The sequence below is a fragment of the Bacillus benzoevorans genome, assembly GCF_014207535.1.
Lineage (GTDB): Bacteria > Bacillota > Bacilli > Bacillales > Cytobacillaceae > Bacillus_BD > Bacillus_BD benzoevorans.
Genome location: NZ_JACHGK010000001.1, coordinates 113720 through 132637, shown reverse-complemented (window position 1 = coordinate 132637; position 18918 = coordinate 113720). Strand labels below are relative to the sequence as shown.

16 protein-coding genes are annotated in these 18918 nt (G+C 41.3%); 3 read left to right on the top strand and 13 right to left on the bottom strand.

What is annotated here, in order from left to right:
• Positions 1-62: 62 nt before the first annotated feature.
• A complete protein-coding gene (gene fabF, locus HNR53_RS00720; protein WP_184521517.1) occupies positions 63-1301 on the bottom strand; it encodes a beta-ketoacyl-ACP synthase II in 1239 nt (412 codons plus the stop codon).
• Between the two features lie 50 nt (positions 1302-1351).
• Complete coding sequence (locus HNR53_RS00715) at positions 1352-2284, bottom strand: beta-ketoacyl-ACP synthase III (RefSeq protein ID WP_184521515.1); 933 nt, start codon at positions 2282-2284, stop codon at positions 1352-1354.
• A gap of 235 nt (positions 2285-2519) precedes the next feature.
• On the opposite strand from HNR53_RS00715, the gene HNR53_RS00710 reads away from it, so the two are divergent.
• Positions 2520-2876, top strand: coding sequence for a hypothetical protein (locus tag HNR53_RS00710; protein ID WP_184521513.1), 357 nt, complete (start codon positions 2520-2522; stop codon positions 2874-2876).
• A 97-nt stretch (positions 2877-2973) separates the two neighbouring features.
• Here HNR53_RS00710 and HNR53_RS00705 read toward each other — a convergent pair whose 3' ends face one another.
• A complete protein-coding gene (locus HNR53_RS00705) occupies positions 2974-3753 on the bottom strand; it encodes a hypothetical protein (RefSeq protein ID WP_184521511.1) in 780 nt (259 codons plus the stop codon).
• Positions 3754-3847: 94 nt separating this feature from the next.
• Entirely contained in the window at positions 3848-4582 is a 735-nt protein-coding gene (locus HNR53_RS00700; protein ID WP_184521509.1) for an alpha/beta hydrolase family protein, read from the bottom strand.
• 331 nt (positions 4583-4913) lie between these two features.
• On the opposite strand from HNR53_RS00700, the gene HNR53_RS00695 reads away from it, so the two are divergent.
• Positions 4914-5105, top strand: a complete 192-nt coding sequence (locus tag HNR53_RS00695) for a YjzD family protein (RefSeq protein ID WP_184521507.1) — start codon at positions 4914-4916, stop codon at positions 5103-5105.
• Between the two features lie 65 nt (positions 5106-5170).
• Here HNR53_RS00695 and clpB read toward each other — a convergent pair whose 3' ends face one another.
• The 9 genes from clpB to argC all read right to left on the bottom strand — a co-directional run bounded on the left by clpB (position 5171) and on the right by argC (position 17887).
• Positions 5171-7768: an ATP-dependent chaperone ClpB gene (gene clpB / locus HNR53_RS00690; RefSeq protein ID WP_184521505.1), complete on the bottom strand. Its 2598-nt coding sequence runs from the start codon at positions 7766-7768 to the stop codon at positions 5171-5173.
• A gap of 140 nt (positions 7769-7908) precedes the next feature.
• Positions 7909-8088, bottom strand: coding sequence for a YjzC family protein (locus HNR53_RS00685; protein WP_184521503.1), 180 nt, complete (start codon positions 8086-8088; stop codon positions 7909-7911).
• Between the two features lie 265 nt (positions 8089-8353).
• Complete coding sequence (argF, locus tag HNR53_RS00680; protein WP_184521501.1) at positions 8354-9325, bottom strand: ornithine carbamoyltransferase; 972 nt, start codon at positions 9323-9325, stop codon at positions 8354-8356.
• Complete coding sequence (gene carB / locus HNR53_RS00675; protein ID WP_184521499.1) at positions 9322-12435, bottom strand: carbamoyl-phosphate synthase (glutamine-hydrolyzing) large subunit; 3114 nt, start codon at positions 12433-12435, stop codon at positions 9322-9324. Before carB ends, argF begins: the two co-directional genes overlap by 4 nt.
• Positions 12428-13510 carry a carbamoyl phosphate synthase small subunit gene (locus HNR53_RS00670; RefSeq protein WP_184521498.1) on the bottom strand — a complete coding sequence of 361 codons (1083 nt, stop codon included), beginning with the start codon at positions 13508-13510 and terminating at the stop codon, positions 12428-12430. The genes carB and HNR53_RS00670 overlap by 8 nt, the downstream gene beginning before the upstream one ends.
• 90 nt (positions 13511-13600) lie before the next feature.
• Entirely contained in the window at positions 13601-14755 is a 1155-nt protein-coding gene (gene argD, locus HNR53_RS00665; protein ID WP_184521496.1) for an acetylornithine transaminase, read from the bottom strand.
• On the bottom strand, positions 14748-15524 hold the full coding sequence (argB, locus tag HNR53_RS00660; protein WP_184521494.1) for an acetylglutamate kinase: 777 nt from the start codon (positions 15522-15524) through the stop codon (positions 14748-14750). The genes argD and argB overlap by 8 nt, the downstream gene beginning before the upstream one ends.
• A gap of 17 nt (positions 15525-15541) precedes the next feature.
• Positions 15542-16774 (bottom strand): bifunctional ornithine acetyltransferase/N-acetylglutamate synthase, encoded by a 1233-nt coding sequence (gene argJ / locus HNR53_RS00655; protein ID WP_184521492.1) that lies wholly within the window; start codon positions 16772-16774, stop codon positions 15542-15544.
• A 78-nt stretch (positions 16775-16852) separates the two neighbouring features.
• A complete protein-coding gene (gene argC, locus HNR53_RS00650) occupies positions 16853-17887 on the bottom strand; it encodes an N-acetyl-gamma-glutamyl-phosphate reductase (protein WP_184521490.1) in 1035 nt (344 codons plus the stop codon).
• Between the two features lie 325 nt (positions 17888-18212).
• Between argC and HNR53_RS00645 the strand changes: the two genes are divergently transcribed.
• Positions 18213-18905: a Crp/Fnr family transcriptional regulator gene (locus tag HNR53_RS00645; RefSeq protein WP_184521489.1), complete on the top strand. Its 693-nt coding sequence runs from the start codon at positions 18213-18215 to the stop codon at positions 18903-18905.
• Positions 18906-18918 lie beyond the last annotated feature (13 nt).

The window sequence follows — 18918 nt, the reverse complement described above, 5'->3', positions numbered from 1 at the left end:
TGTTAAAGCTGAGGATGAGCGGAAAAAAAAACAGGCTGCTTATTCGCAGCCCGTTTATCGGATTATTCATATTTTTTAAAGACAATAGTGGCGTTATGTCCGCCGAATCCAAGCGAATTACTCATAGCAGCTTTAATTTCCTGCTTTCTCGCCTGATTTGGAACATAATCCAGGTCACATTCTGGATCCGGTGTGACATAATTGATCGTCGGCGGAATAATTCCCTCTTGAATCGCCTTCACGGTGAAAATAGCTTCTACGCCGCCTGCAGCCCCTAATAAGTGACCTGTCATTGATTTAGTGGAACTGATTGCGAGCTTACCAGCATGGTCTGCAAACACTTCCTTAATCGCAGCTGTTTCAAATTTATCATTATAAGCCGTACTCGTTCCGTGTGCATTTACATAATCAATTTCGTTCGGTTCAAGACCTCCGTCCTTGATCGCCATTTTCATGGCACGTGCCCCGCCTTCTCCCGCTGGAGCCGGTGCTGTAATATGATAAGCATCACCTGTTGAACCGTAGCCAACGATTTCAGCATAGATTTTTGCCCCGCGCGCCAGCGCATGTTCTAAATCTTCAAGGACAACAATTCCGGCACCTTCGCCAAGAATAAATCCATCCCTGTCCGCATCGAATGGACGGCATGCTGTTTTTGGATCAGGGTTCGTACTTAAAGCCGTATTGGCACAAAAACCGGCTACAGACATTCTAGTAATAGGTGCTTCGGCGCCGCCGGTAACCATGGCAATCGCATCGCCCCGCTGAATAACTTTAAAAGCATCACCGATTGAATTTGTTCCAGTGGCACAGGCGGTAACCGTACATGAGTTAAAGCCTCTTGCCCCGAGTGTAATCGATACTTGACCTGCGGCCATATCTGGAATTAGCATTGGCACAAAAAAGGGGCTTACTCTGCGGTATCCTTTATTAAGAAATGTTTCAAATTGATTCTCGAAAGTTTCCATCCCGCCGATACCAGAGCCAATCCAAACACCGATTCGATCTGAGTTTTCTTCGGTAATTTCAAGATTAGCATCTTTTACCGCCATAATCGATGCAGCCACAGCAAATTGGGTAAAGCGGTCCATTTTCCGTGAATCTTTCTTCTCCATAAATAATGTCGGATCGAAATCCTCCACTTCCGCAGCTACTTTAGCCGGAAAATCGTCTGCGTTCACTCTTGTCAGCGGTCCGATTCCTGATACCCCATTAATCGCATTATTCCAGGTTGTTTCTGCATCCTTGCCAAGCGGTGTTACAGCCCCTATGCCTGTAACCACAACTCTTCGCTTTTCCATTCACGTACATCTCCTTATTTATAACCTATTTTTACTTTATATTGTTTAGATTAACGTCCCCAGCGCAGGGCAATCGCACCCCATGTCAATCCTCCGCCGAAGCCTACCATGACAATGACATCATCATCTTTGATTTTTCCGGCGTCAACCTCTTCTGCTAAAGCAATTGGAATCGAGGAGGAAGAGGTATTCCCATACTTCTTAATCGTTTTAGACATTTTTTCCTCCGGCAAACCTAACCGCTGGCGTGATGCTTCCATAATGCGGATATTAGCTTGATGCGGGATAAGGAAATCCACATCTTCCTTTTGTAATCCAGCTTTTTCAATCACATTAACAGAACTATCCGCCATTTGCCGAACGGCAAATTTAAATACTTCCCGACCATTCATGATGATATATTCATCCTGGTATAAATGCTTCGCTCCTGCGCCATTAGCACCCAGCTCAAACGATAAAATACCGCGGCCTTCTGATACTTTTCCCATGACAACAGCACCGGCGCCATCGCCGAACAGGACAGCTGTATTCCGATCTTTCCAGTCCGTAATTTTTGAAAGTTTTTCAACACCCACTACGAGCACATGATTATATGTTCCGCTTTCAATAAATTGCTTAGCCGTTACCATCCCATACATAAATCCGGCACAAGCTGCCCCTACATCCATTGCAGCAGCTCTTGTTGCACCTAAACGCTCCTGGATGATACAAGCAATCGATGGAAATGGGGTATCTGGTGTAACAGTAGCAACGATAATTAAATCAATATCTTCAGCAGTCAGATTTGCATTCTTTAGTGCTTTTACAGCGGCATCATAGGCCATATCAGATGATTTTGTTGCATCATCGGCAATTCTGCGCTCTTCAATACCCGTTCTAGAACGAATCCATTCATCACTCGTATCTACCATTTTTTCTAAATCAAAATTTGTTAATATTTTTTCGGGTAAAAATCTTCCAATTCCTAAAACACCTGCATTCATTGTTCCATCTCCTTTATCATACTTTCTATACATATAGGATATCTTATTCTTCCTTACTATTCCATTCTATTAGTAATTATTATGACTTGGTACCAATTCTAACAAATAAAGGAGTACCTTCGCAACATAATTTCCATATACCTTCACCTTCCTGTGTAAAAATCCATGAAACGTCCATTCCTTTTCACTCGATGCTTCATAGTTTAATAAGAGAAAAGTGCAGGGAGGTGCCGGCATGAAACAAGAAAACGAAAGCGATATGCAGCCCGTTCAACGTGACCATTTGACAGATTTCATGTTTGGAGGAACAAAAAATCGCAAAGAACACAGAAATGCTGATCATTCTGAAGCAGCTTCTTTCGCGCAAAGGAGACATTTGGCAGATGATTGGTTCATTGGACACAGGGGTCAAGAGGAGAAGAAAAAAGACAGGAATAAATCCCATAACGGGGACATACCGTTTATCGAGTTATTAAATCAGGTTGATTTAGAAAAACTTAGCGGTAATATTGATACGCTCATGTCAACTGCGTCACAGTTTAAACCGCTCATAAAGCAAGTTACTCCATTGTTGAAGAAATGGATTAAATAATGACAAACTGCTGGCCCAAAATCAGCTTATATGGGTCAGCAGTTTGTTTCACTAGCTTGGTGCTAAAATTTCTTAAATAGAACACGAAATACTGCTGTTATTTTTTTCCCAATAATCGAAATAAATGTTCTCTTTGCTTCGAAATTCCTTTTTCAGGATCCATGCCGCCGACGTTTAATACGATAATATCCTCTTCCGCCTTCGTTAAAGGATTTACCATTGGCATAACTTGTTCTACTCCTGTTACTTTCTGCCAGTTGTGATGAATATTGCTTCTTACTACATATTTATTTATACCCGGTTTTTCAAAATGCCTCTCTATCACTTCAATCGCATCATCAATATAAACGGCATCTTCCGTCCATTCTCTTTCACTGACCACTAGCTCTTTTTCGGGAGCATACAATGATTGCTGCAAAGCAAATGATAATGGCTGCCACGGTCCGTATATGGCCGGCAAATAAAAAAAGGAAGATCTGCATTCCCTATCATCTGATTGGAGAAAGGTTTGCCGCTTCTCCATCCTTTCCCCGCCCATCTGTATTGGCAGCAGCGAAACCATGCTTGTCAATTTAATCCCCGCAAATTGTTTTTCCAAAGCGGATATAAGCTTCATTTCTTGCTTAGAATAGTAGCTGCTGTAATAATCTATAAACATATACGTACTTTCTAATCTTTCTTCTACAGCAAGAGCCGCTAAATCCATTTCTGTGAAGTTACTGTTTCTGCCAATTAAAAGGCTCTTTTCGGCAAAAAATATATCTGTATCGTCTGTCCCGAAATGCACACCCGTCACTTCTAATCCCTGCTCAAGAAACGTAAGACAGAGATGAAATCCTATATAATCATAAACACCGATAATAATCGCCTTGTCCATGAAAATCCTCCCCGAACACATAAAAATTCCAGATATACTATTCTATGCTGCGGGGAAAGTATTTATTTCTTCATTAAATATTCGAGTTCCTGCATCAAATATCCTCATGTGCTTTAAAAAAACGAATCATTTGCTGTGAAATTTGCTGTTTTTTCTCCGGGACCATGTAACACACTGAAAAGGGCTTTTTGGCATCTTCCCATTTTGCCGATAATTCATTTAAAAATCTTGACTGTTTGTAGCCCCGATTTCCAGCCAGTACATGAATAATTTTCATTGGCACAGCCGTACTGATACAAGGATAATCATCCGTTTCCTTAAGTTTGCTCATTAATTCCTGGACCTTCATTTCATAAGATTGTTCCAGTTCTTTTACCAGCCTTTTATAAAAAAACTTACGGTCCTTTTCAAGTTCCAAATGGTGTTTTAATGAAAATATCGGGTTGATAAGAAAACAAGAGCGAATCGATGATTTCATTTCCTCTAATAATTTGAGAGCGACTAATGCCCCCATTCCTTCTGCAATAATATGCACCTTTTCGTTTAATATTTCCATGCGCATAACATATTCATAAAGCCGTTTAGTCATTTTTGCGGCATTATCGCTTCCCCAATTTCTTCCAAATAGATTACTATAAAATATCGTATATCCTGCTTCGCGAAGATTGTTAATGAGGATCTTTTTCCCTTCATTCTGCAGCCAAAAGCTAGTATTCTCATCAACAAAATGTCTTTCATCCCCAATGATCAGGATACCGAAACCCTGGGGTTTTTCGGGATAATGAATGATGTTCCATTCGGTATCTAAACGAAAGTTCCGGCTCTTCATTGGCTCTCCCTCCTTGAATGAATTGAAATCATAACAGCACTTTCCCTAAAAAAATTTCTTCCTTCTATAAAAAATACTTATCATTAATTAATGTATGTGGACTTAGATAAAATGAATGGGAGCCTGCCTATATGGAAGATTCTGCTGATAAATTTTTACAGGGAATTTTTCGTACGGGCACGATAATGGCGAAAATTCGACAAAGCAAATTTGGGTAAAAGAATACTCAGCATTATCTGACTTAAGCAGAAAAGTGTTCAGAATAAGATTTATTATTTAAAGCTAATATGCTAAGATTAATAAGGATATTATAATGCGAGAGGTGAATTCAATGCGATTCTTTTGGGCTCTTTTCTGGACATTTCTTTTAGCGGCAATGCTTACATATGTTGTTGGTTCCATGTCAGGTATTGCGTTCAACTTAACAACAGCAGGCATCCTAACGGTTGTGGCTGTTATCGTGATCTTGCTTATTTCGGTCGTTCTGCCGGAAGATTCAAAAAGTGATCATGCTGCACACTAATGATGCAAGGTAAAAGGCTGACCCAGTCATAACGGGTCAGCCTTTTTATTTTCGTATGCCTGCTGTTAATGAATGGCAAGTGCAATTTTATCATTTTCGACGATAATGGTGACTTCCTGGTTATCACGAATTTCTCCTGCAATGATGGCACGTGCCAGCTTTGTCTCCACATTTTTTTGGATGAATCTTTTAAGCGGGCGTGCGCCGTATACCGGATCAAACCCATGCTGAGCGAGGTACTCCTTTGCTTCGTCATCAATCGCTAATTTAATCTGCTGCTCTTGTAATCTTGCCTGCAATTCTCTCATTAACTTGACTACGATATCTTTAATATTCTTTAAAGTTAATGGCTTGAAAAGAATGATCTCATCAACCCTGTTGAGAAACTCAGGCCGGAAGTGATTTCTTAGCTGCCCCAGGACCAGATCTCTTGTTTCAGGGTCGATCTCTTCCTCTCCCTCATGACGGTCAAGTAAAAATTGCGATCCGATATTGGATGTCATAATAATAACGGTATTTTTAAAATCCACAGTTCGTCCCTGCGAATCAGTTATCCGGCCGTCATCCAGCATTTGCAGCAAAATATTAAATACCTCTGGATGCGCTTTTTCAATTTCATCCAGGAGAATAACAGAATACGGCTTTCTTCTAACTGCTTCTGTCAATTGTCCGCCTTCTTCATATCCGACATACCCCGGCGGTGCCCCAATTAATCTTGAAACAGCATGCTTCTCCATATATTCAGACATATCGATACGAATGATTTGTTCTTCACTATCAAATAAGCTTTGCGCTAAGGTTTTCGCCAGTTCTGTTTTCCCCACTCCTGTAGGTCCAAGGAAAATGAAAGAACCAATCGGCCGGCGCGGATCCTTTATCCCGGCTCTTGCCCTTAAAACTGCATCTGACACAAGCCCGACAGCTTCATCCTGTCCGACTACCCGCTCATGTAAAATACTTTCAAGCCTGAGGAGCTTTTCTCTTTCCCCTTCAACAAGCTTGACTACCGGAATTCCAGTCCAGCGGGCCACAATGTCGGCAATCTCATCCTCCGTTACTTCTTCCCGCAGTAATCTTTCACCCTGGACCTGATTAATTTCCGCTTCCATTTGCTTTAATTCTTTCTCCAAAGCGGGAATCCGTCCGTGGCGCAGTTCGGCAGCTTTATTTAAATCATAATCATTTTCCGCCTTTTCCAATTCACGGCGTAATTTTTCCAGCAGCTCACGTTTTTCCTGCACCTTTTGAATGCCCTCTTTTTCCAGCTGCCATTTTGCTTTCATGGCATTGGCCTGCTCCCTTAAGTTGGCTAATTCCTTTTGCAACGATTGAAGTCTTTCTTTACTTGCATCATCTGTTTCCTTGGCAAGTGCAGCCTCTTCAATTTCAAGCTGCATCACTCTCCTCGTCACTTCATCCAGCTCGGAAGGCATTGAATCAATTTCAGTCCGAATCATCGCACAGGCCTCATCCATTAAATCAATCGCCTTATCCGGTAAAAAACGATCGGAAATATAACGATCGGAAAGTGTTGCTGCCGCTACCAATGCCCGGTCATGAATATTAACACCATGATGAATCTCAAAGCGTTCTTTCAGTCCCCTTAAAATTGAAATCGTATCCTCAACATCCGGTTCCTGCACAAGCACCTGCTGAAAGCGCCTTTCCAGCGCAGGGTCCTTTTCTATATATTTCCGGTATTCATCAAGTGTTGTCGCCCCGATACAATGAAGTTCACCGCGTGCCAGCATCGGTTTTAACATATTGCCAGCATCCATCGCACCTTCCGTTTTTCCGGCACCAACAATCGTGTGAATTTCATCAATAAATAGTAATATCTGTCCATTGCTTTTCTTCACTTCATGTAAGACTGCTTTTAATCTTTCTTCAAATTCACCGCGGAATTTGGCACCGGCTATTAAGGAACTCATATCAAGGGAAAAGATCGTTTTATCCTTTAGCCCCTCCGGTACATCTTTGCGGACAATCCGCCATGCCAACCCTTCAACAATAGCCGTTTTCCCTACACCCGGTTCCCCAATTAGGACAGGATTATTTTTCGTTTTTCTTGATAATATCCGAATTACGTGACGGATTTCACTATCTCTGCCAATCACAGGATCAATTTTTCCGGACCGTACCTCTGCCACCAAATCTCTGCCGTACTTTTTCAATGCCTCATAAGTACCTTCTGGATTTTGTGAAGTCACTCGTTGATTCCCCCTAATTTCTTGTACGCTTTTCAATAGGACTTGCAGATTTTGCCCTTTACTCATTAAATATCTGCCAAACTCAGACGGCAGCGAGACAGCCGCAAGAATAATGTGTTCAACCGAAAGGTACTCATCGGAAAAACGCTTCATAATGGTCTCTGATTCAGCCAAGATCCGCTGCAACTGACTAGTAATATAGAGCTTCCCCTTCTCTGCACCGCTGCCGGATACACGAGGTTTCTTCAGCAGAATCCGCTGCAGTTCATCCTTAATATCAGTAAGCTTTAGATTGGTTTTTCCAAGAATCGAGACCAGCAAACTGTCGCCATCTTCCAGCATCGAGAGAAATAAATGAACCTCATCGACTTCCTGGTGCTCTTCGCGTATAGCGATCGATTGAGCGTTCATAATCGCCTGCTGCACCTTTTCCGTCATTTGATTCATATCCATTTCAACCCCTCCTTTGACCTTCTTTGACCTTTAAATTTATTATACCCTCCTTTTATAAAAAATAAAAGCGAAACACTTCTTTAACAGACCTTCCATTGCAAGCAAAAGACCGCCCTTGTCCCGGGCGGCCGCAAAGTTTATTATGGTTTTCTTTGATATGTCCAGACACGATTATGATTAGAATTTTCCGGAAATACGTCTCCGGCTTTAAGCTTCAATCTTTGTGGATTGTTTACAGTGCTTCCTGTTTCACCAATCTCAGTGTAGATGCCGTTATTCGGTGCTTTCTGACCGGGCTTAAATTGACGATTTTGTCCCATACACTAAATCCCCCTTTGTCATTTATCCTTCTTATTATGCTCCAATTTACATGGTTCATGAGAGAAAAATGAAGACAGGAAGGTTGTGTGGAACATGGTATATAAAAACCCGCACTTCATAAGGAAAGTGCGGGTTTAAAGAGGCTCGAAGAGCCGCAAACGAAACCAATAAAACCCCTGCGTGCAAAACTCAGCCAACACAAGAGTGAAGCAAAGCTTCACGAACCCTCTAAGCCCCGCCATTCTAAACAAAAATCCCTTTAAGTTATTTTAGTACCTCTACTAATAATGCCTTTTGCGCATGCATTCTGTTGCCTGCTTCCTGGAAGATAACAGAATGGCTGCCGTCTATAATTTCAGCTGCTACTTCTTCACCGCGGTGTGCAGGTAAGCAATGAAGGAAAATATAGTCGTCTTTCGCATGCTTTGCAAGTTCTTCATTTACTTGATAGTTAGCAGCAAAGGCTTGGATACGGGCTTGACTTTCTTCTTCTTGTCCCATACTTGCCCATACATCTGTATAGATGATATCTGCATCGGTCACTGCTTCCACTGGATTCTCTGTGATCACAATGGTAGAGCCGCTTTCTTTTGCAAAACCTTCTGCTCTCTTCACTACTTCTTCATTTGGTTTATATCCATTTGGTGAAGAAATAGAAATATCCATTCCAACTTTCGCTGCTCCGATCATCAATGAGTGCGCCATATTATTTCCGTCACCAATATAAGCCATCTTTAATCCTTTTACTTTCCCTTTACATTCTTGAATGGTTAAAAGGTCAGCCAATACCTGGCATGGATGGAACATGTCTGTTAATCCGTTAATAACAGGAATCGATGCATACTTTGCCAGCTCTTCCACTTTTTCATGTTCAAAGGTACGAATCATAATTCCATCTAAGTATTCTGATAAAACCTGTGCTGTGTCAGAGATTGGTTCACCTCTGCCGATCTGTAAATCATTGCTGCTCAAGAACAAAGCATGTCCTCCTAATTGAAGCATACCTGTTTCAAATGAAACACGGGTTCTTGTAGAAGACTTTTCAAAGATCATACCAAGATTTTTCCCTTGTAATGGCTGGAATGCTATCCCTTTACGAAGAGCCTCTTTGATTTTCTTCGCATTTTCCAATAAGCCCAAAATTTCCGCTTCAGAAAAATCGGCCAACGTTAAAAAATCTTTTCCTTTTAGATTTAGCTCTACTAGATTGAGTTCTTTCTCAGTAGTTGTGATCATACTGCATCCACGTCCCTTTTTAGCAAATTATGCCATTCCTCAATAGAATGTACTGTAAAATCTTTAATTGTTAATGCGGTTAGAAAGGCGATTAGGCTTTCTTTTTCAGTAAACGTAATGACGCGATTTCTTGTCGCCAAAGAGCGGAAGTACTTCGCTTCATCCAGTCCGTTGGGATTGTAATAAGCTACTGTTTCCGAATCTGCCAATTCCTTCTCAGGATCCTCAGCCAAAACAAGCTGAACACCGGCTTTAGCGGCAAACTCATCCGCCTTTTCCAGATTATCCATTGTACTTACGAGAACGATATGCCCGGATTTTTTCTTTAATGAAACATGAAATGCTTTTCGTAATGCTTCTTCATATGACGCCGCAATTGAAATCCCTTCACCCGTTGAGCGCATTTCCGGACTGACTTTTGAATCAAGTCCTTTTAATGCATAGTTTGAAAACACAGGGAACTTGACACATACATACGGGATATGTGTGTCTAATTCAATTTCTTCCTTCGACAATGAATATTTCCCAAGCAATATTTTTGTCGCAAGCTGTACCAGAGGAACACCCGTTACTTTGCTTACAATTGGTACTGTACGGCTGGCGCGCGGATTGACCTCAAGAAGATAGACATCATCCCCATCAACAATATATTGAATATTCATGAGTCCTTTATAGGCTACTTTTTGGACAATCATTTCAGCAAATTGTTTCATCTTTATTTTAGCATTTTTTGTTAAGTTTGCCGCAGGTAAAATAGAAAGGCTGTCACCTGAGTGGACACCAGTCTTTTCCACATGCTCCATCATAGCTGGAACACAAATATTAGTACCGTCTGCTACTAAATCAAGTTCTGCTTCCGCTGCCTGCATAAATTGGTCGACAAGCACCGGATAAGGAATATCGCTATTTTGTAAGTATATGGATAAATCAGCTTCATCATTAATTCGCTCCATACCCTTTCCCCCAATCACGTATGATGGACGAATCAGGACAGGATAGCCAATCTGCTCCACTAATGAAACAATCTGCTCTGCATTATAGGCGATATCCCCTTGTATATGAGGAATATTTAAACTATCAAGCATTTGGTAAAACAAATTGCGATCTTCCAGCACATCAATCGTATGTGAATCCGTGCCAAGTAAAGTGATACCGTTTTCCTCTAACTGTTTTGCCAGATTAAGCGCTGTTTGTCCGCCCAGCTGAATAATTACCTCTGAAATTCCTTCTGTTTCAAGAATGTTTAAGATGGTTTCAAGGATTAAAGGTTCAAAATAAAGACGGTCAGCCGTTGCAAAATCTGTACTTACGGTTTCAGGATTATTATTAATTAAAATCGTTTCAACATTTTCCTGCTTCAAAGCGCGAACGCCATGCACGGAGCAATAATCAAATTCAATCCCCTGGCCGATTCGAATTGGGCCGCTCCCGATAATGGCTACTTTTCTTTTTGTGCTAGGAATCTGCTCATTTTCACCGAAATAGCTGGAGTAAAAATAATTCGATTTTGCTTCAAATTCTGCCGCGCAAGTATCAACCATTTTGTATACAGGAAGAATAGATAAATCCTTTCGTTTTTTGCGGACGTCGCTCTCTGCAACACTCCACACACTAGCGAGAAATTGGTCGCTGAAGCCTTTTTCCTTCCATTCCTGCAACTGTTCTTTTGTCACAGTGTTGAGACTTGCATTTAATATCTCCTGCTCCTGTGCAACCATTCCTTTAAAGCAATGAAGGAAATATAAATCAATTCCCGTTTGGACATGCAGCTCTTCGATCGTTACTCCTCTTCTCAGCAGCTCAAAAAGAATAAAGAAGCGCTCATCTGTCTGCTGGAGTAATTTCGTCCCCAAATCTTCCAGACTCATTTCATGCAGCGCTGGGAGCTGCAAGTCATTCACTTTCACCTCGAGGGAATGAATGGCTTTCAATAATGAACGCTCTAAATTCCGGTCGATTCCCATGACTTCACCAGTTGCCTTCATTTGTGTACCAAGTTTCCGTTCAAGGGATGGGAATTTATCAAAAGGCCATTTTGGTATTTTTGCCACTACATAATCGAGAGCAGGCTCAAAGCTGGCAAACGTATCTCCTGTCACAGGATTAATGATTTCATTCAGTAAATAACCTGTTGATAATTTTGCTGCCATCCGGGCAATGGGATAACCTGTTGCCTTTGATGCCAGTGCCGATGAACGGCTGACCCGCGGGTTTACTTCAATTAAATAATAATTTTTACTTTTCGGATCAAGGGCAAATTGAATGTTGCAGCCGCCGATAATTTCAAGGGCAGAAATTATTTTAATGGATGCCGAACGGAGCATTTGATATTCTTCATCCGTTAAGGTTTGGGATGGGGCAACAACGATTGAATCACCAGTGTGTATCCCGACTGGATCAATGTTCTCCATATTACAAATCGTAATACAAGTGTTGTTTGCATCTCTCATTACTTCATATTCAATCTCTTTATATCCTGCAATGCTTTTTTCAATTAAACACTGGTGAATGGCACTTTCCTTTAATCCGCTCGTCACTAATTTTTGCAGTTCTTCCATTGTGTCCGCAATACCGCCGCCCGTTCCGCCTAATGTATAGGCCGGGCGCACAATAATCGGAAAGCCGATTTCTTTCGCGAAGCTTTTAGCCTCCTCCATTGTGTGAACGATTGTACTTTCAGGAACAGGTTCATTTAGTTCATACATTAATTGACGAAAGGCTTCCCGATCCTCTCCCCTTTTAATGGATTCAATCGAACTACCGAGAAGTTTGACACCGTATTTGTTTAGAATGCCCTTTTCGCTTAATTCAAAAGCTAAGTTTAAACCTGTTTGTCCTCCTAGTGTTGCCAGAAGGCCATCAGGTTTTTCCTTTGCAATGATTTTCTTCAAAACATCTGAGGTTAGCGGTTCAAAATATATGCGATCAGCAAAGCTGTGATCCGTCATGATCGTTGCTGGATTATCGTTCACTAAAATGACTTCATAACCATCTTCTTTTAATGCCATGCAGGCTTGAGTTCCTGCATAGTCAAATTCAGCTGCCTGGCCGATGACAATCGGCCCGGAGCCGATAACAAGGATAGAATGGATGGTTGTATCTTTAGGCATATGCAATTACTCTCCCGTTGTTATCTTTTACTGTTTCTATAAATTCATCAAAAATATAATCACTTTCACCTGGTCCTGGGTGTGCTTCCGGATGGAATTGAACCGTCTGCAGTGAATACACATTGTGTTCCAGACCTTCAATGGATTGATCATGAAGATTGGTGAATCGCACACTCAGTCCTGTCCCCTTCAGGCTATTTTGTTCTACAACATAGCTATGGTTTTGCGAGGTCATAAATACTCTGCCTGATTGCAAGTCTGTTACAGGATGATTGGCCCCGCGGTGTCCGAATGTTAACTTTTTCGTGTTTGCTCCGAGAGCCAACGATGCAAGTTGATGTCCAAGGCAAATCCCCAGTGTCGGATAGTGCCTGATTAACTTTTTAACTGTCGGCAATTCTGCCATCAAGTCTTTTGGATCCCCAGGTCCATTAGATAGAAGAATGCCATCAGGCTTTAAATGCTGAATCTCATCAAAAGACATTCCGTTTGGTACAACAGTTACTTTACAGCCGCGCTTGACTAAACTTTTTATAATGGAGTGTTTCGTTCCATAATCGACTAATACAATATGATGATCTCCGTCACCGTAGCTCTGTGGTCTTAAAGATGCCACCTTGCTTACCTTTATATCCTGCAAAAGTTCGATTTGCTGTTCCTTCTCCATTATTTGATTGGTCATCACTGCCGGCATTGAACCATCGTTGCGGATTTTTTTCACAACTGCCCGGGTATCAATATGGCCAAGCATTGGAATGCCCCATTTTTGCAAATAATCGACTAATGTAAATTTCGCTTCATAATGGTAGGCTGTTTGTTTTGCTTCATACACGATTACCCCGGCAACGTGCGGTTTTTCACTTTCAAAGTTGACTTCATTTATTCCATAATTACCTATTAAAGGATAGGTGAAGACAATAATTTGATCTTTATAGGAAGGGTCCGTTAATACCTCTTGATAGCCTGTCATCCCAGTAAAAAATACAATTTCACCCTTAACTTCTCCGTTAGGTGCATCCGTTAACCACTTGCCGTGAAAACAATCACCGCTTTTCAGCTGTAAATAGCCTTTCATCCCCTACACCCCATTGCATGTTGAATTGTATATTTATTGTACTAAACTAATATTTATGCAGTCAACTGAAAAATTATACAGCCTAATAAATTAGGCTGTTTTCACCTTTTCCTTTAAGATATTGGCAATGATTTCAACGGCCTGCTGCAGCTCATCTTCCGTGACCGTTAACGGCGGAAGCAGTCTTATCACTTGCTCTCCTGCTGAAAGGGCAATAAAACCAGCAGCTCTTAAATCGGCAAGAATAGGTGCAGCACTTTGATTGATTTCAATTCCAATCATCAAACCAAGGCCTCTAATTTCATTGACGATAGAAAGCGATTGTAAATTTTCCTTCAGACAGCTCTTTAAGAAATCAGCCTTTTGATTAACATTCGCTAAAAATTCCTCATTAAAAATGATATCCATCGTCGCAATAGCAGCTGAAACTGCTAGTGGATTCCCTCCGAAAGTTGTACCATGGGACCCTGGTCCGAAAAACTCCTTTAAGCTTTCTTTCCCAATAATCGCCCCGATTGGAAAACCACTGCCCAAACCTTTTGCAGTAGAAACAATATCCGGATTCAATCCATAATGCTGGAATGCAAATGGTTTACCAGTACGTCCATTCCCCGTTTGAACCTCATCAATAACGAAAAGAGCACCATGCTTTTTGCATAGGTTTTCAACACCCTTTAAAAAGTCAGAATCAGCCGGATGCAGTCCGCCTTCACCCTGTATGACCTCAAGCATTACAGCTGCGACCTCATTACTCATTTCTGCTTCTAAACCTTTCAAGTCGTTAAAAGGAACATAGGTAAAGGTTTCAAGCATTGGACCATAACCTGTTTTTATTTTATCCTGTCCAGTTGCAGACATGGTTGCATACGTACGTCCATGAAAAGATTGGAAAAAGGTAATGATCTTTTTTCGTCCTGTTGCTTTTCTTGCAAGCTTGATCGCTGCTTCATTCGCCTCTGCACCGCTGTTGGCAAAGAATACTAGGTCCAATCCAGCTGCTTTTGCTAACTTTTCAGCAGCTGTCTCTTGAATTCCAACAGGAAATAAATTGGAAACATGCCAGAACTTTTTCAATTGCGCTTGGACAGCCTCTTCAACAGCTGCGGGACGGTGTCCAAGATTACATACCCCGATACCGGATGTAAAATCTAAATACTTCTTACCGTCTTTTCCATATAAATAACTGCCTTCAGCCCGCTCAGGCTCCACTTCCCATCTTGCATATGTTGGGAACAGATTACTCATTGTTTTTCATCTCTTTTCCAATAATATTCGTACCCTTCCATTCCGTTCCGGTAAAAAAGGAAGTTTTTCCCGATACAATCATGACACTTTCAAGACCTTTGTCAAGTGCAGACAGGGCTGATGTTACCTTTGGAATCATCCCACCGTATATGGTACCGTCCTCCAGATAGACTTCAACCTCTGCTTTGGTCATTTGCGGAACCACTTCACCATTTACCATGATCCCTGGCACATCCGTTACAAAGATGCAAGTTTCAGCTGCTACAGCGCCTGCTACTGCAGCAGCAGCATAGTCAGCATTGATATTCAGTTTCTGTCCTTCCTCATTGACAGCGATAGGGGTAATAACGGGAATAAAACCCTCTTCCATAAGGATAGAAATCACCTTATCATTCACAGCAGTAATTTCTCCGACAAATCCTAAAGCAGCTTCATCGATCAGCTTGCCCTGCAAACAACCGCCGTCACTGCCATTTAATCCGACGGCATGAAGACCATTTTCCGTTAGTTTTCCAACCAGCTTCCGGTTTGTTTGCCCGGAGAGGACTAACTCAACAATTTCAAGCGTTTCTTTTGTTGTTTTTCGTAATCCGTTATGGAATTCCGGTTCAACCTGATACAGGGAAAGCATTTTATTGATATCAGGACCGCCGCCATGAACGAATATCAATTGGTATTCACTCGCTTGCAATTCCTTCAAAGAATTAAAAAAGTCGGGAGTCAGCTCATCAAGAACGCTGCCCCCGCATTTGATTAATATTTTTTTCATTGTGCTCATCTCTCTTATTATGTTCGGTAGCTTGCGTTGATTTTTATATAATCATAGGATAAATCGCAGCCCCATGCTTTTCCTGATGCATCGCCATTGTGTAAATCGACAAATATTTGGACAAAATCCCCTTTGAGATATTCCAATGCCTCTTCCTCTGAAAAAGCAGCTGGTTCACTGTTTTTCAACATCACGATTGGACCAATGGCAATATCAACTGCAGCCGGATTGATTGCGCCTTTCGTCTGACCGATTGAGCTGATGATTCTTCCCCAGTTTGCATCGGCACCGTAAACCGCCGTTTTGACTAAACTTGAACCTACTATTTGTTTCGCCATCATTCTTGCATCTAGGGAATCTTGCGCGCCTCGTACTTCCACTTCAATCAGCTTCGTTGCGCCTTCTCCGTCTTTAGCGATTTGTTTCGCCAGGCTCTCACTTGTTTTTGTTAGGAGTTCCATAAATACGTCCCATTCCGGATGAGCCGCATTCAATGTTTTATTTTCAGCCATACCATTTGCTAAGACTATTACCGTATCATTTGTAGATGTATCTCCATCAACCGTGATTTGATTAAATGATTTTTCCGTTACATTTCTTAATGCCAGCTGTAAGGCCGCCTGATCAACCAAGGCATCTGTCGTGATATACCCCAGCATCGTTGCCATATTCGGATGAATCATCCCCGATCCTTTGCATGTACCGCCCATTGTTACCGTCTTTCCATCGATAACTGCAGAATAACAGCATGTTTTCATGACTGTGTCTGTTGTTAAGATGGCATGCTGAAAATCAGCCGCAGCCGCAGCAGAAGAGCCGGGATTCAATTGTTCAATTCCTTTTGTGATTTTTTCCATAGGCAGGTTCACCCCAATAACTCCTGTAGAAGCTACTGCAACAAGATGTTCCTGCAGGGAGAATTTATCTGCAACCATCTTTCTTGTTTCATAGGCATCCTTAAGTCCCTGTTCACCAGTGCATGCATTGGCACAGCCGCTATTCACAACGACAGCCTGAATACGACCTTCTTTCGCAATACTTTCTTGCGTAACTTTTAAAGGGGCCGCCTGGAATTGATTCGTTGTATAAACAGCTGCACAAACGGCCGGTACTTCACTCACGATCAAGCCGATATCTTTTTTGTTTCCTTTAATTCCGGCCTCGACTCCGGCAGCCTTGAAACCTTTCGGCGATAAAAAGCTGCCATCTGTAACTTCCCTTACTTCCTTTGTATTTGATAGTGCATGCACTGATGGTTCCTCCCTTTAACATCTATCTTTCATTGCCTAAAGCAATCATGACTATTTTGCGGCATATAATCATTTTTATTATGGATACATTGGGATGAAATCAATTCCTGTTGTTTCATCCAATCCGTACATAATATTTGCATTTTGAACCGCCTGACCGGCAGCCCCTTTCATTAAATTGTCGATCACCGAAACAATGGTTAATCTGCCCGTCCTTACATCTAGATGCAAACCAATATCACAGTAATTCGATCCGCTCACACCCTTAATCGATGGGTAGTGTCCTTCCGGATAAACACGGACAAATGGAGCATTTTGATAATGTTCCTGATAAAGTTGATTCAACTGCGCAATGTTGAGCTCTTTTTGCAGCTGCACATAAATCGTGGCCATAATCCCTCTGGAAATTGGCAGTAAATGTGTGGAAAAAGTGATTGGCTTAATATCTTCATTCCACTCCATGAGCTGCTGCTCTATTTCAGGAATATGCTGATGTTCGTTTACTTTATATATTTGAAAATTTTCGCTCATTTCTGCGTACATATTCATTCTTGTCGGTTTTCGGCCTGCACCGGATGTTCCTGACTTTGCATCTACAATAATCGCTGCCGGATTGATTAGTTTTTCCTTTACGACAGGCGCTAATCCTAAGAGTGCAGAAGTTGCATAACATCCAGGATTGGAGATCCAATCTGCGCCGGCAATCTGCTCGCGGTTCCATTCGCTTAATCCGTAAACTGCTTTATCAATAGCATGCTGTGGTGCCGCTTCACGTTTATACCATTTCACATAATCATCTTGATTCTTTAAACGTAAATCACCTGATAAATCAATAACCTTAATATCCATCCCGGCAAATTGGGCAGCAAGTTGACCTGAAACACCTGATGGAGTTGCAAGAAAAACAAGATCTGCCTCTGCGGCAATTTTTTCCGGCTCAATTGTCTCCAGTGTTTGATTATTTAATTGATATAAATGGGGATATTCTTCCCAAATCGGTGCTTCGCCTCTTGACGAGTGGATGGATTGAATATGAAATACAGAATGCCTTTGTAATATCCTAAGCAGTTCAACACCACCATATCCTGTTGTACCTATAACTGCAACCTTCATTTCCTTCCACCTCCGTAAAAACTTCTATTGAATATTTACTCATTATATTTAATAAATATAACTTATGCTCCTACTATTATAAAAACTAAGTATTATAAAATCAATCTTTTTTTCATTGTAACCTTATAAAATCACCGTGAAAAAGAAACCTCGAAGCAGTGGTCATTTGCCTCCTTTAATACTTTACAGATATAACACTATAGTGATAGTATTATTTTACATATTAATTTTCCCCTTATTATATTATATAATAACACGTATCACTCTTTTGTTTTACCAATATAACAATGGGTGGTTTATTAACCATAGAAGAGGTGAGCATGTCATGATCACTTTATCCAATATTTCAAATGGTCTTTCCCAAATTCTTCAGTCTGTTCACCATATTCGTCAAATCGAAAGAGGTACTTACCTATATCAAGAAGGACTGGCAGCATCTGAATTATATATTATTCAAAGCGGGATGATTCAAGTAAGTAAAATGGTGGAAGACGGGCGGGAACTCACTATTCGCTTGTGTTCTTCAGGGGACTTGGTCGGAGAACTGTCCTTATTCCAGCCGGCTGCAAAATATATGCTTAATGCGAAGGTTATTGAAGGCGGCACAGTTGCCGTACTCTTCAAAGAAGAGTTGGAACAAAAACTTGAAGAGGACAGCGAATTAGCGCTCGAATTTATGAAATGGCTGAATTTACAGCATAGAAAATCACAAACAAAATTTCGCGATTTAGTCCTTCACGGCAAAAAAGGGGCGCTGTATTCTACGCTGATTCGTCTGGCAAACAGCTATGGTTTAGAAAACCCTGAAGGCATTCTCATAAATTTACCTTTGACTAACCAAGAGCTGGCTAACTTTTGTGGAACTTCCCGTGAAGTTGTCAATCGGCTGTTAAGCGACTTACGCAAGCAAAATGCTCTTTCAGTTAAAAAAGGGATCATTACGATTCACGATATGGAATACTTGAAAACTGAAATCAACTGTGAAAACTGCCCCATTGATATATGTAATATTAACTAAGAAAAGCGGAAGC

Bases quoted from the DNA above. Each gene is read 5' to 3' on its own strand.
- fabF (WP_184521517.1), bottom strand. From the start codon at position 1,301: ATGGAAAAGCGAAGAGTTGTGGTTACAGGCATAGGGGCTGTAACACCG.
- HNR53_RS00715 (WP_184521515.1), bottom strand. From the start codon at position 2,284: ATGAATGCAGGTGTTTTAGGAATTGGAAGATTTTTACCCGAAAAAATA.
- HNR53_RS00710 (WP_184521513.1), top strand. From the start codon at position 2,520: ATGAAACAAGAAAACGAAAGCGATATGCAGCCCGTTCAACGTGACCAT.
- HNR53_RS00705 (WP_184521511.1), bottom strand. From the start codon at position 3,753: ATGGACAAGGCGATTATTATCGGTGTTTATGATTATATAGGATTTCAT.
- HNR53_RS00700 (WP_184521509.1), bottom strand. From the start codon at position 4,582: ATGAAGAGCCGGAACTTTCGTTTAGATACCGAATGGAACATCATTCAT.
- HNR53_RS00695 (WP_184521507.1), top strand. From the start codon at position 4,914: ATGCGATTCTTTTGGGCTCTTTTCTGGACATTTCTTTTAGCGGCAATG.
- clpB (WP_184521505.1), bottom strand. From the start codon at position 7,768: ATGGATATGAATCAAATGACGGAAAAGGTGCAGCAGGCGATTATGAAC.
- HNR53_RS00685 (WP_184521503.1), bottom strand. From the start codon at position 8,088: ATGGGACAAAATCGTCAATTTAAGCCCGGTCAGAAAGCACCGAATAAC.
- argF (WP_184521501.1), bottom strand. From the start codon at position 9,325: ATGATCACAACTACTGAGAAAGAACTCAATCTAGTAGAGCTAAATCTA.
- carB (WP_184521499.1), bottom strand. From the start codon at position 12,435: ATGCCTAAAGATACAACCATCCATTCTATCCTTGTTATCGGCTCCGGG.
- HNR53_RS00670 (WP_184521498.1), bottom strand. From the start codon at position 13,510: ATGAAAGGCTATTTACAGCTGAAAAGCGGTGATTGTTTTCACGGCAAG.
- argD (WP_184521496.1), bottom strand. From the start codon at position 14,755: ATGAGTAATCTGTTCCCAACATATGCAAGATGGGAAGTGGAGCCTGAG.
- argB (WP_184521494.1), bottom strand. From the start codon at position 15,524: ATGAAAAAAATATTAATCAAATGCGGGGGCAGCGTTCTTGATGAGCTG.
- argC (WP_184521490.1), bottom strand. From the start codon at position 17,887: ATGAAGGTTGCAGTTATAGGTACAACAGGATATGGTGGTGTTGAACTG.
- HNR53_RS00645 (WP_184521489.1), top strand. From the start codon at position 18,213: ATGATCACTTTATCCAATATTTCAAATGGTCTTTCCCAAATTCTTCAG.